This window comes from Actinomycetospora sp. TBRC 11914, from assembly GCF_012933465.1.
Lineage (GTDB): Bacteria > Actinomycetota > Actinomycetes > Mycobacteriales > Pseudonocardiaceae > Actinomycetospora.
On the sequence record NZ_JABBND010000001.1, the window covers coordinates 1,078,664 to 1,090,935 of the forward strand.

Consider the following 12,272-nt stretch of genomic DNA (forward strand, 5'->3'; position numbering starts at 1 on the left):
GCACGGGTCGTCCGGTTCCGCCGCCAGACATGGGATGTCAGGATGTCTGGCGTGCCCCTGCAGAGCCCGCGGCGCGGCAGCGTCATCGGTGACGTGATTGCCCAGATGGAGACGATGGTCGTCTCCGGGGAGTGGCCGGTCGGGACGCGGATCCCGCCGGAACCGGAGCTGGTGGCGGCCCTCGGCGTCGGGCGGAACTCCGTGCGCGAGGCCGTCCGGGCGCTGGCGCACACCGGGATGCTCGAGGTCCGCCAGGGCGACGGCACCTGGGTGCGGGCCGCGAGCGGCCTGGGCACGGTCCTCGACCGCTACGTCCGGCGTGCCGACGCCCGCCACGTCCTCGAGGTCCGGCGTGGCCTGGAGCGGGAGGCCGCGCGGCTCGCCGCCCGCCGCCGGACCGACGACGACCTCGAGCGGCTCACCGCGGCGCTGGCCCGCCAGCACGAGCTGGCCGCGGCCGACGACCCGGCCGGCTTCGTGCGCGGCGACCTCGAGTTCCACCGGCTGGTCGCGGCGGCCGCCCACAACCCCGTGCTCACCGACCTGCTCGACCACCTCGGCGAGGCGCTCACCGACACGATCGCCGTCACCGTCGACGCGCAGCGCGCCGTCGGCTCGCCCCGGTTCCACGTGCACACCGACCTGCTCGACGCCGTCCGCGCCGGCGACGCGGACGCCGCGGGCCGCGCCTCGGACGCCCTGCTCGACGAGCTCCTCGCCCTCCTCGGGGATCCGGCGTGAGCCGGGCCCGCACGGCGGCGCTGGTGGTCGCGGTCCTACTGATCGCGCTGAACCTGCGCCCGGCCGTCGTCGCCGTCTCCCCGCTGCTGTCGCAGATCCGGACCGACCTCGGCATCGGCGGCGCCGTCGGCGGCCTGCTCACGACCCTGCCGGTGCTCTGCTTCGGCCTCCTCGCGCCGTTCGCGGGACGGTTCGCCCGCCGGATCGGGCTCGAGACGACCCTGTTCGTCGCGCTGCTCGTGCTCGGGGCGGGCATCCTCGTGCGGCTCGTGCCGGCGCTCGGCGCGGTGCTCGCCGGCAGCGTGCTCGCCGGGATCGCGATCGCCATCGGCAACACGCTGATGCCGGTGGTCGTCAAGCGCGACTTCCCGCACCGCACCGGCGTGATGACCGGCGCGTACTCGACGATGATCTCCGGCGGCGGCGCGCTGGCCGCGGCGGTGATGGTGCCCGTCGAGCACGCGACGGGACTCGGGTGGCGCCCGTCGCTGGCGCTGTGGGCCGTGCTCGTGGCGCTCGCGCTGGTGCTCTGGCTCCCCTGGGTGGTCCGCGCCCGCCGTCGGGCGGCCGCCGCGCCGCCCGCCGCCCCGGCGGCCCCGGTGCGCGGACTGTGGGGCAGCGCGCTCGCGTGGCAGGTCACGCTGTTCATGGGGCTGCAGTCGCTGCAGTTCTACGCGCTCACCGCCTGGGCCCCGACGATCTTCGTCGACGGCGGCCGCTCCGCGACCGCGGCCGGGCTGCTGCTCTCCCTCGCCGGGGTCTCCTCGCTGGTGACCTCCGCGATCACCCCGGTGCTGGCCGCCCGCGCCCGCCGTCAGCACCACCTCGTCGTGCTGCTGCTCGCGCTCTGGGTGGTCGGCTACCTCGGGCTACTGCTCGCGCCGGGTGCCCTCGCGCCGCTGTGGATGGTGCTCATCGGGCTCGGGCAGGGCGTGGGCATCAGCCTCGGCCTGACCCTGATCACGCTGCGCTCCCCCGACGCGGCCCACACCTCGGAGCTCTCGGGGATGGCCCAGGGCGTGGGCTACGTGCTCGCCGCGGCCGGCCCGCTCGCGCTCGGCGCGATCCACGACGCCACCGGCGGCTGGACCGTCCCGATCGCCACGCTGCTCGTGCTGCTGGTCCCGCTCGCGGTGGCCGGAGCCGGGGCGGCGCGGAACCGGCACGTCTCGGGAACGGGGCACCCCACCGCCGATCCCGCCCCCGACGGAAGCAATGGCGCATTCCTCCCACCCGGCGACAGGACGGCGCCACTCGCTCACGACGACGGCCCGGCCCCGGCCCCGGCCCCGTCCGGAAGCAATGGCGCATTCCTCCCGCCCGGCGACAGGACGGCGCCACTCCCTCACGACGGGGTGCGCCCCACCCTGCGCGGCACCGTGCGTACGGCGGGCGGAGCCCCGCTCCCCGGCGCGACCGTCACCCTCGTCGACGACCACGGCCACCAGCTCGGGGCGATGCGTACCGACGAGGCCGGCGACTACGAGGTACCCGTGCCGCCGACCCCGTGCATGCTGGTGTGCGCCGCGCCCGAGCACTCTCCCGTCGCCCGGCGGGCCGCCCCCGGCCGGGTCGACGTCGTGCTCGAGCCGCGCCCGGCCCCCGTCGTCGGGACCTGAGATCAGACCGCCACCAGCATCTTCCCGGTGTTCTCGCCGCGCAGCAGGCCCTGGAACGCCTCGACCGCGTGGTCCACGCCCTCGACGACGGTCTCGGCGAACCGCACCCGGCCCTGCGCCACCCACGGCGTGACCTCCTCGAGGAACGCCGGGAAGCGGTCCAGCGAGTCGGTGACGATGAAGCCCTGGATCGACAGCCGCTTCTTCACGATCTTGAACAGGTTGCGCGGGCCGGGCGTGGGGTCGTCCTCGGTGTCGTTGTAGTGCGCGATCGCCCCGCAGGCGGCGACGCGGGCGTGGTCGTTCGCGACGTCGATGGCGGCCTCGAGGTGCTCCGCCCCGACGTTGTCGAAGTAGACGTCCAGGCCGTCGGGCATCGCCTTCGCGAGCTGCTCGGCCACCGGCCCGTCCTTGTAGTTGAACGCCGCGTCGTAGCCCAGCTCGTCGGTCAGCCAGGCGACCTTCTCGGCGCTGCCGGCGCTGCCGACCACCCGTGACGCGCCCTTGGCCTCCGCGATCTGCCCGACGAGGCTGCCGACGGCGCCCGCGGCGCCGGACACGAAGACGGCGTCCCCCGGCCGGAACGACGCCTTGTCCAGCAGGCCCACCCACGCGGTCAGCCCGGGGGCGCCGAGCACGCCGAGGTAGGCCTTCGGGTCGACGCCCTCGACGTCGGGGACCTTCTGCAGGTGCCGCGCCTTCGAGATGCCGTGGTCGCGCCAGGCGAGATTGGCCAGGACGAGGTCGCCGACCGCGACGTCGGTCACGCCGTCGCCCACCGCGGTCACCTCGCCGACCGAGCGGCCGTCCATGGCCTCGTCCAGCCGGAAGGGCGCCACGTAGCTGGGGACGTCGTTCATCCGCCCGCGCATGTACGGGTCGACGGAGAAGGCGCGGTTGCCGACGACGACCTCGTCGGACGCCGGCGCGGGGAGCTCGCGCTCGACGAGGGAGAAGTCGTCGGCGTTCGGGAAGCCGTGGGGACGGCGGACCAGGTGGACCTCGTGAGCGGTCGTCATGTCGGCAGGACTACCCGCGATGACGGGGGTGTGTCGCGCGGTCGCGATCGGGAACACCTGAGCCGGGTCGGCGCATCCCCACCGGGCAGACATGAGTCACACCGACTCAGGAATGAAACCGGGAGCCGGGTTGCTGATCTCCCTGACAGCCGCCGCAGGCACCACGCCACAGGCGGCAGGACCCCCGCAGAGAGGTACGCATGACCAGCGCATTCGGTCCCGGCGGCCCCGGGTCCGGCCCGTTCGACGACTTCCTGGCGCGCTTCCTCGGCGGAGCGTCGCCCCGTGGTGCCCAGCGCATCGACATCACCGCGCTCATGACCGAGCAGGCCCGTGGACTGGTCGGCGCGGCGGCCCAGCAGGCCGCCGAGCGGGGCAACACCGATCTCGACGCCTGGCACCTCCTCCTGGCCGGCCTGGCGGTGCCGCCGCTGCGCGCCCTGATCGCGGGGACGGGCGCGGACGTCGAGGAGCTGGCCCGGCACGCCGACGCGCAGCTCCCGCGCGGCGAGGCGACGGGCGAGGCCCCGACGTTGACCCCCACCGCGAAGCGGACGCTGCTCGACGCCCACCAGATCTCCCGTGCCCTCGGTGCCAGCTACATCGGCCCCGAGCACATCGTGCTGGCGCTCGCCGCCAACCCGGACTCCCCGACCGGCAAGGCCCTGCAGGGCCACGGGGTGGACCCGCAGTCGCTGCAGCGCTCCGCGTCCGGCGCGGGCCGCCCGAGCGGCGGCCGTCCCGGCAGCCAGCCCGGTCAGGGTGGCGAGTCCGACACCCCGACCGTCGACCAGTTCGGCGTCGACCTGACCGGCAAGGCGCGGGCGGGCGAGCTCGACCCGGTGATCGGCCGCGAGGACGAGGTCGACCAGACCCTCGAGGTGCTCTCCCGGCGCACCAAGAACAACCCGGTGCTGATCGGTGAGGCCGGCGTCGGCAAGACCGCCGTCGTCGAGGGCATCGCCCAGCGCATCGTCTCCGGCGACGTGCCCGACCAGCTCACCGGCAAGCGGATCGTCCAGCTCGACCTCACCGGCATGGTGGCGGGCACCCGCTACCGCGGTGACTTCGAGGAGCGCATGACGAAGCTCGTCGACGAGATCCGGCAGCACTCCGAGGAGCTCATCGTCTTCATCGACGAGCTCCACACCATGGTCGGTGCCGGTGGCGGCGGCGAGGGTGGCGGCATGGACGCCGGCAACATCCTCAAGCCGGCCCTGGCCCGCGGCGAGCTGCACATCGTCGGCGCGACGACGCTCGACGAGTACCGGCAGTCCATCGAGAAGGACGCGGCGCTCGAGCGGCGCTTCCAGCCGGTCATGGTCCCCGAGCCCAGCGTCTCCGACACGATCGCGATCCTGCACGGGCTGCGCGACCGCTACGAGGCGCACCACCAGGTGCGCTTCACCGACGAGGCCCTGACGGCCGCGGCCGAGCTCTCCGAGCGCTACGTGACCGACCGCTTCCTGCCCGACAAGGCCATCGACCTCGTCGACCAGGCGGGGGCGCGGAAGCGGCTGGGCTCGCGGGCGCCGCACACCGACACCCGGGAGCTCGAGCGCAAGGTCGAGTCGCTGCAGCGCGACAAGGACCAGGCTGTCGCCGACGAGGACTACGAGCGCGCCGGCGCCCTGCGTGACGAGGTCGCGCAGGCCCAGCAGGCCCTGTCCGAGGCCCGGCACGAGCGGTCGACCGGCCACGGCGGCGTGCTCGAGGTGACCGTCGAGGACATCGCCGAGGTCGTCTCGCGCTCGACCGGCATCCCGGTCGCGCAGCTCACCGAGACCGAGCGGTCGCGGCTGCTCGGCCTGGAGGCCCAGCTCCACGAGCGGGTCGTCGGCCAGGACGACGCCGTGCGCGCGGTCGCCGAGGCGGTCCGCCGCTCGCGGGCCGGCCTGGGCGACCCGGACCGCCCGATCGGCAGCTTCCTGTTCCTCGGCCCCACCGGCGTCGGGAAGACCGAGCTCGCCAAGGCCCTGGCCGCGGTGATGTTCGGCGACGAGGACCGCATGGTCCGCGTCGACATGAGCGAGTACTCCGAGCGGCACACCGTGTCGCGGCTGGTGGGCTCGCCCCCCGGGTACGTCGGCTACGGCGAGGCCGGGCAGCTGACCGAGGAGATCCGGCGCCGGCCGTACTCCGTGGTCCTGCTCGACGAGATGGAGAAGGCCCACCCGGACGTCTTCAACACCCTGCTGCAGGTGCTCGACGACGGGCGGCTGACCGACTCCCAGGGCCGGACGGTCGACTTCCGGAACACGGTGCTGATCATGACCAGCAACGTGGGCTCGGAGCTGATCACGACGAACACCCAGGCGCTCGGCTTCGCGCCCTCGTACGTGAGCAGTGACCAATCGCTGCAGGAGCGGCTCATGCCGCGGCTGCGCGAGTCGTTCCGGCCGGAGTTCCTCAACCGGATCGACGAGGTGATCGTCTTCAAGCGGCTCGACGCCGAGCAGCTGCGGACCATCACCGACCTGCTGCTCAGCGAGACGCGGGAGCGGCTGGAGTCGCTGCACATCGGGATCGAGTTCTCGACGGCGGCCGTCGACTGGCTCGCCGAGCACGGGTACCAGCCCGAGTTCGGAGCCCGGCCGCTGCGGCGCACGATCCAGCGGCAGGTCGGCAACCGGCTCTCGGAGATGCTGCTCGGCGACGAGATCGCGGCCGGGCAGACGGTCCGCGTGGACGTCGGACCCGACGGCGAGGAGCTGGTCTTCTCGGTGGATGAGCCCGCCCTGGCGAGCTGATCCCGCTGCCGCTCCGGCAGGAGCAGTACGCATCGGAGGGCCCCTCCGGTCGATCTCGATCGACCGGAGGGGCCCTTCCTGTGTGTCGCCGGTGATCTCCGCGGCGCTCCGGGGTACCTGTCGGGGACGAGCCCGTCCGCGAGGGGAGCCAGCCGTGAGCGCGAACGTCGGGGACCGCATCCGCCTGCACGCCAACACCGTCGACGCACCGGACCGCACCGGCACGATCGTCGGGGTCCTCGGGGCCGACGGGCCGCCCTACCGGGTGCGCTTCGACAACGGCGACGAGACGATCCTGACGCCGGGCCCCGACGCCACCATCGACGCCCCGAGCGTGGGTGAGCGCCTCGAGCAGGTGGCGGAGAAGGCCGGCGAGGTCGCGGGCGAGGCCGCCGACAGGGCGCGGGAGGCCGCCGAGGACGTCACCGGGCGCGCGGCGCGCGCGGTGTCGGACGTGGCGGCGACGGTCGCGGACCGCCTGCAGCGCTGAGGGCCTCAGCCTCGACCGGCCACCGGCGCGCGCGCCGACGGCCGCACCGGGCCCTGCCGGTCGGCGGCCGGGAGCTCGACGGTGAACCGGGTGTCGCCGGGCACGCTGGTGACCCCGAGCCGTCCCCCGTGCTCGGTGACGACGGCGGACACGATCGAGAGCCCGAGGCCGGTGCTGCCGGTGCTGCGGGCCCGGCCGGTCTCACCGCGGGCGAAGCGCTCGAAGACGTGGTCGAGCAGCTCCGGCGCGATGCCGGGCCCGTCGTCGGCGACCTCGAGCCGCACCACGTCCGCGCCCCGGGAGAGCCCGGCGACCACCCGCGTGCCGGGTCTGGTGTGGGTGCGGGCGTTGGCCAGGAGGTTCGCGACGACCTGGTGGAGGCGCTCGGGGTCCCCGACGACGTCGAACCCGGTCTCCGCGGGGTCCTCGGGCAGCCGCAGCGACCACCGGTGCCCGGGCGCGGTCGCGTGGGCGTCGGCGACGGCGTCGGCCACGAGCCGCGCGAGGTCGACGCGCTCCCGGGCCAGCGGCCGGCCGGCGTCCAGGCGCGCGAGCAGCAGCAGGTCCTCGACCAGCAGCGTCATGCGCTCGGTCTGGGAGCCGACGCGCTCCAGCATCGCCGCGACCTCCGGGGGCAGGTCGTCGGTCCGGCGGCGGGCGAGCTCGGAGTAGCCGCGGATCGCGGCGAGCGGGGTGCGCAGCTCGTGGGAGGCGTCCGCGACGAAGCGGCGGACCCGGGTCTCGGACTCCTGGCGGACCTCGAGCGCGCCGGCGACGTGGCCGAGCATGCGGTTGAAGGCGACCCCCACCTGCCCCACCTCGGTGCGCGGGTCGGCGTCGGCCTCGGGCACGCGGTCGTCGAGCTCCACCTCGCCGCGCTCGAGCGGCAGTTCCGAGACCCGGCGGGCGATCGCGGAGACCCGGTGGAGGGGACGCAGCGTCGCGCGCGTCGCGAAGGCGGCGGCCACCCCGGCCACGGCCACCCCGATCGCGAAGATGACGATCTCGATGAGGGCGAGCCGCCCGACGGTGGCGTCCATCCGGCTCGTCGAGATGCCGACCGCCACCACGGAGCCGTCCGAGGTGTAGCGGGCCTGGACGAGGTAGGTGCCGAGGCCGGGCAGCGACACCGGCTGGGTGGTGTTCGGGTCGATCCCGGGGCCGCGCTGCAGCGGGGTCACCGCCAGCACGGGCGCGACCTGGCTGTCGTCGAGGGGCTGGTCGCCGGAGCGGAAGTTCCCCAGCGTCGAGGCGGACACCACCTGGCCGTCGACGCTGCGCACCTGGATCCGGCTCGTGCCGTCCCCACCCCCGAAGCCGCTGCCGGCGTCGGGCGGCGGCGGCCGGTTCCCGGAGTCGTCGCCGCCGGGCGGGCCGGCCGCGAAGCCCACGGTGCGCGACACCTCCTGGGCGAGCTGCTCGCCCAGGTAGTGCCGCAGCGACACCGCCGCGCCCACGCCCACGACCGCGCACACCACGGCCAACAGGACCACCGTCGTGAGGACGATCCGGGCCTGCAGTGAGCGCATCCAGGTCATGATGCTCCCCTCACCCCGCGGGCTTGAGGACGTACCCCGCCCCGCGCACGGTGTGGATCATCGGGGCACGCCCGGCGTCGATCTTCTTGCGCAGGTAGGAGATGTAGAGCTCGACGATGTTCGACTGGCCGCCGAAGTCGTAGTTCCACACCCGGTCGAGGATCTGGGCCTTCGAGAGCACCCGGCGCGGGTTGCGCATGAGGAAGCGCAGCAGCTCGAACTCGGTGGCGGTCAGCTCGACCTGGGAGCCGCCGCGGAACACCTCGTGGGAGTCCTCGTCGAGGGTCAGGTCGCCGACGACGAGGCCGGCGTCACCGCGGACCACGGTGGCCACCGCGGCGCGGCGCAGCAGGCCCCGCAGCCGGGCGACGACCTCCTCGAGGCTGAACGGCTTGGTGACGTAGTCGTCGCCGCCGGCCGTGATGCCCGCGACCCGGTCCTCCACGGCGTCGCGCGCGGTGAGGAAGAGCACCGGCACGTCGGGGATGTCGGCGCGGAGCCGGCGGAGCACCTCGAACCCGTCGATGTCGGGGAGCATGACGTCGAGCACGACGACGTCGGGGCGGAACTCGCGGCCCTGGGTGACCGCGCCGAGGCCGTCCCCGGCGCTGCGGACGTCCCACCCCTCGTAGCGCAGCGCCATGGACAGGAGGTCGGCCAGCGTCGGCTCGTCGTCGACGACGAGGGCGCGGACGGGGCTGCCGTCGGGCCGGCGCAGCTCGGCACGGGTCGCGGTCATGGTTACCACGATGGCACCGACCGATTCGCCCGTGCTGGGCGAATCCTGTGATCCCGCTGTGTGGGCGAGCGGGACGGCTCACGCCCGGACGGGCACCGTCTCCCAGCCCCGCAGGATGATCGTCGGGCGCCGGACGGCCGACCCGGCCGGAGCGAGGTCGGGGAAGCGGGTGAACAGCGCCCGCAGCGCGACCTCGCCCTCCATGCGCGCGAGCGCCGCGCCGAGGCAGTAGTGGATGCCGCTGGAGAACGCGACGTGCTCCTTGGCGTTGCGGCGGGCGACGTCGAAGCGGTCGGGGTCGGTGAACACCGCCGGGTCGCGGTTGGCCGCGCCGAGCACCGTCACGACGATCTCGCCCTCCGCCACCGGCACGCCCTCCACCTCGGTGTCGCGGCGCGCCATGCGGGCGGTCCGCTGGACCGGGGAGTCGTGGCGCAGCACCTCGTCGACGGCGTTCGACCACAGCGACGGATCCTCGGCGAGCACGGCGCGCTGGTCGGGGTGCTCGAAGAGCCGGACCGTGCCGTTGGAGATGAGGTTGACCGTCGTCTCGAACCCGGCCGCGAGGATCAGCATCGAGGTCGCGACGAGCTCCTGCTCGGTGAGCCCGGACCCGTCGTCGTCGGCGACCTGCACCAGCTTCGAGAGCAGGTCCTCGCCGGGGTCGGCGCGCAACGAGCGCAGGTGCCCGCGCAGCCAGGAGTCGAACGCGGCGAGCGAGCGCTCCGCGCGGGCGTAGCGCTGCCACGGCAGGCCCATGTCCAGGCTCGCCGCCGCGCCGTCGCCCCAGGTCAGCAGGGTCCCGCGCATCTCCGGCGGGACCCCGAGCATCTCGGCGATCACGGTGACCGGCACCTGCGCGGCGTAGCGGCGGACCAGGTCCACGGAACCGTCGCGCGCGAAGCCCGCGGCCAGGTCGTCGAGCAGCTCGGCGGTGATCTCCTCGGTGCGGGTCCGCAGGGCCGCGACGGCCTTGGCGGTGAACGCGCGGGAGACCAGCCGGCGGTAGCGGGTGTGATCCGGCGGGTCGACGACGAGCATCGAGGGCGGGGTGTCGACGCCGGCGTAGCGGCGGTGCCCGACGAGCCCGAGCCCGGCCCGCACCGGCGCGGGGAGCACCCGGTCGCGGTCGGCGACCCCGAAGTCGTCGCTGCGCAGGAGCGCGGTGGCGACGTCGTGGTGGGCGGTGACATTGCCGAGCGGGCCCTGCGCGAACGGCCGGTGCGCGCGCAGGTCGCGGTAGTGGTCCCAGGGCTCGGCCTGCAGCTCGGGGGTGCGCAGGAGGGTCGCGTCGGCGCTGCCACGGCGCGCCCGCGACGCCAGCACGGTCCGCAGGAGCCCGTGCGAGAGGCCCCACCGGGCGGCGAGGAGCGGGGTCGACGGGGCGGCGTGGAGTCCGGGGGCGCCGTCGGCGAGCGCCGGGCGCAGCAGGGAGGACGCAGGAGCCGTTGCCATGGGGATCACCTCTCGCGGACCGTCCGTCGGTCACATACTCCGGGTATGTAGCTGACGGCGACTATGCTCGCGGCCGTGGCCGAGGTCAAGAGCCGTCGCGGGGAGTACACCGAGGCCACCCGGCGCGCCCTGCTCGACGCCGCGGCGGACCTCTTCACCGAGCGCGGCTTCGCGCACACCTCGCTCGACGACGTGGCCGCCGTCGCGCGGGTGACCAAGGGCGCGATCTACCACCACTTCGCGAGCAAGCCCGGGCTGTTCGAGGCGGTCTTCGAGGAGCTGGAGCGCAGCGAGAACGGCGCGGCGCGCGCGGCGTTCGACGCGGAGACGGACCCGACGGCGGGAGCGCTGGCCGCACTCGACCAGTTCCTGCTCGCCTGCTCCGAGCCGGTCTACGGCGCGCTGGTGTTCCGCGAGGCCCCGATCGCGATGGGGTGGGAGGCCTGGCGGCGCTGCGAGGAGAAGTACTCCTACGCGCTGCTGGACGACATGCTCGGCGCGCTCGCCGCCGCCGGCCGCATCCCGGAGCACCACGGGGAGGCGCTGCCGAGCATCGCCTTCGGCATGCTCGGCGCGGCGGGCCAGCTGCTCGCGCGCACCCCGGCCGAGGACCGCGCGCGGGTGCGCGCCGAATGCCGGGCGCCGTTCGTGGCGCTCCTGGCCGGCCTGGGTGCGCTACCGCGCTCGTGAGCAGAAAGTGTCGGTATAGCGACAGTTAGTGCTCACGGGCCCGGAGGGCACCTCGGCACCAGCCGCCGCGGGTGGTCGACATCCGGCGCCGCGTCGACGGCAGGAGCTCGCCGTGCAGGACGAGATCGCCGTCCTCCCACGCCCAGTGGAGGTACCGCTCCTCCCACGGGCGCTCCAGCAGGCTCAGCCGCTCGCCGATCTCCTTCTGCTCCGTCCAGAACCGGGCCAACGCCTCCCACGTCTTCACGTCCTCGATGGTCGGCCGACCCGAGCCGCGCGACCAGCGAATATCCCGCGGGCCCGCGTTAAGCTGGGCTTCATGCTCGACGCCCGGCGGCTCCTCGTCCTGCGGTCCGTGGTCCGCTCCGGGTCGATGACGGCGGCCGCGACCGAGCTGGGCTACACGCCGTCGGCGGTGTCGCAGCAGGTCGCGGCGCTCGAACGCGAGGTCGCGACACCGCTCCTGGTCCGCCACGCCCGCGGCGTGCTGCCGACCGAGGCCGGCACGCTGCTGGTGGAGCACGCCGACGTCGTCGCGGGCCGCCTGGAGCGGGCGCAGGAGGAGGTGGCCGACCTCACGGCCCTGCGCGCGGGCCGGCTGCGCCTCGCGGCCTTCGCGAGCGCGGGGGCCCGGCTGCTCCCGGGAGCCATCGGGGTGTTCCGCCGCCGCCACCCGGACGTACGGCTCTCCCTCGCGCTGCACGAGCCCGAGGACTGCCCCGACCTGGTGCGCGAGGGCGAGCTCGACCTCGCCATCAGCTTCGGCTACGTCCCCGGCGACGAGCCCGACACCGAGGGCCTGACGAGCACCTGGCTGCTCGACGACGTCGTCAACGTCGCCCTCCCGGCCGGGCACCCGGCCCTGGAGGACGCCGGGTTCTCCGCCACCGACGCGATCGAGGTCTCGACGCTGCGCGACGCGGCCTGGATCCGCGACTCCGGCCAGGTGTGCCGCACCCAGCTGGTCGAGATGTGCGCGGCCGCCGGGTTCACCCCGAACGTCGCCTTCGACTCCGATGACTTCCCGATGGTGAGCGGGCTCGTCGAGTCCGGGGTCGGCGTCGCGCTCGTCCCCGACCTCGCGGTGCACCAGATGGGCCGGCGCGTCGTGCTGCGCCGGCTGCGCCCGGGCGTCGTGCGGCGCATCCACGCGCTCACCCCGCTGCACCCCTCCCCGGCCGCCGCCGCGATGCTCGAGGTGCTCACGTCGCGCCGGGCCGCGTGACCCGCC

At 74.6% G+C, this 12,272-nt stretch carries 11 protein-coding genes; 6 read left to right on the plus strand and 5 right to left on the minus strand.

Annotation, left to right across the window (positions count from 1 at the left end):
- Positions 1 to 51: 51 nt before the first annotated feature.
- The gene (locus tag HH311_RS05120; protein WP_169182407.1) at positions 52 to 741 is read left to right on the plus strand and encodes a FadR/GntR family transcriptional regulator; all 690 of its coding nucleotides are present in this window, start codon (positions 52 to 54) and stop codon (positions 739 to 741) included.
- Positions 738 to 2,360, plus strand: a complete 1,623-nt coding sequence (locus HH311_RS05125) for an MFS transporter (protein ID WP_169182408.1) — start codon at positions 738 to 740, stop codon at positions 2,358 to 2,360. The genes HH311_RS05120 and HH311_RS05125 overlap by 4 nt, the downstream gene beginning before the upstream one ends.
- Positions 2,361 to 2,362: 2 nt before the next feature.
- Here HH311_RS05125 and HH311_RS05130 read toward each other — a convergent pair whose 3' ends face one another.
- Entirely contained in the window at positions 2,363 to 3,379 is a 1,017-nt protein-coding gene (locus HH311_RS05130) for an NADP-dependent oxidoreductase (RefSeq protein ID WP_169182409.1), read from the minus strand.
- Positions 3,380 to 3,579: 200 nt separating this feature from the next.
- On the opposite strand from HH311_RS05130, the gene HH311_RS05135 reads away from it, so the two are divergent.
- Positions 3,580 to 6,129 carry an ATP-dependent Clp protease ATP-binding subunit gene (locus tag HH311_RS05135; protein ID WP_169182410.1) on the plus strand — a complete coding sequence of 850 codons (2,550 nt, stop codon included), beginning with the start codon at positions 3,580 to 3,582 and terminating at the stop codon, positions 6,127 to 6,129.
- 154 nt (positions 6,130 to 6,283) lie between these two features.
- Positions 6,284 to 6,619, plus strand: a complete 336-nt coding sequence (locus HH311_RS05140; RefSeq protein WP_169182411.1) for a DUF1918 domain-containing protein — start codon at positions 6,284 to 6,286, stop codon at positions 6,617 to 6,619.
- A gap of 5 nt (positions 6,620 to 6,624) precedes the next feature.
- Here the strand turns inward: HH311_RS05140 and HH311_RS05145 are convergent, their stop codons facing one another.
- The 3 genes from HH311_RS05145 to HH311_RS05155 all read right to left on the minus strand — a co-directional run bounded on the left by HH311_RS05145 (position 6,625) and on the right by HH311_RS05155 (position 10,351).
- Positions 6,625 to 8,148, minus strand: a complete 1,524-nt coding sequence (locus tag HH311_RS05145) for a cell wall metabolism sensor histidine kinase WalK (protein ID WP_211189504.1) — start codon at positions 8,146 to 8,148, stop codon at positions 6,625 to 6,627.
- Between the two features lie 19 nt (positions 8,149 to 8,167).
- Positions 8,168 to 8,896: a response regulator transcription factor gene (locus HH311_RS05150; protein WP_169182413.1), complete on the minus strand. Its 729-nt coding sequence runs from the start codon at positions 8,894 to 8,896 to the stop codon at positions 8,168 to 8,170.
- Positions 8,897 to 8,974: 78 nt separating this feature from the next.
- Entirely contained in the window at positions 8,975 to 10,351 is a 1,377-nt protein-coding gene (locus tag HH311_RS05155; RefSeq protein WP_169182414.1) for a cytochrome P450, read from the minus strand.
- 75 nt (positions 10,352 to 10,426) lie between these two features.
- On the opposite strand from HH311_RS05155, the gene HH311_RS05160 reads away from it, so the two are divergent.
- Entirely contained in the window at positions 10,427 to 11,041 is a 615-nt protein-coding gene (locus HH311_RS05160) for a TetR/AcrR family transcriptional regulator (RefSeq protein ID WP_211189505.1), read from the plus strand.
- Between the two features lie 25 nt (positions 11,042 to 11,066).
- Here HH311_RS05160 and HH311_RS05165 read toward each other — a convergent pair whose 3' ends face one another.
- Positions 11,067 to 11,288 (minus strand): hypothetical protein, encoded by a 222-nt coding sequence (locus HH311_RS05165; protein ID WP_169182416.1) that lies wholly within the window; start codon positions 11,286 to 11,288, stop codon positions 11,067 to 11,069.
- A 72-nt stretch (positions 11,289 to 11,360) separates the two neighbouring features.
- Here HH311_RS05165 and HH311_RS05170 point away from each other — a divergent pair, with 72 nt between their 5' ends.
- Complete coding sequence (locus HH311_RS05170) at positions 11,361 to 12,266, plus strand: LysR family transcriptional regulator (RefSeq protein WP_169182417.1); 906 nt, start codon at positions 11,361 to 11,363, stop codon at positions 12,264 to 12,266.
- Positions 12,267 to 12,272: the final 6 nt, after the last annotated feature.

Excerpts from the sequence above, each read along its gene's own strand:
- HH311_RS05170 (WP_169182417.1), top strand. The coding sequence starts at position 11,361 with ATGCTCGACGCCCGGCGGCTCCTCGTCCTGCGGTCCGTGGTCCGCTCC.
- HH311_RS05155 (WP_169182414.1), bottom strand. The coding sequence starts at position 10,351 with ATGGCAACGGCTCCTGCGTCCTCCCTGCTGCGCCCGGCGCTCGCCGAC.
- HH311_RS05130 (WP_169182409.1), bottom strand. The coding sequence starts at position 3,379 with ATGACGACCGCTCACGAGGTCCACCTGGTCCGCCGTCCCCACGGCTTC.
- HH311_RS05135 (WP_169182410.1), top strand. The coding sequence starts at position 3,580 with ATGACCAGCGCATTCGGTCCCGGCGGCCCCGGGTCCGGCCCGTTCGAC.
- HH311_RS05145 (WP_211189504.1), bottom strand. The coding sequence starts at position 8,148 with ATGCGCTCACTGCAGGCCCGGATCGTCCTCACGACGGTGGTCCTGTTG.
- HH311_RS05150 (WP_169182413.1), bottom strand. The coding sequence starts at position 8,896 with ATGACCGCGACCCGTGCCGAGCTGCGCCGGCCCGACGGCAGCCCCGTC.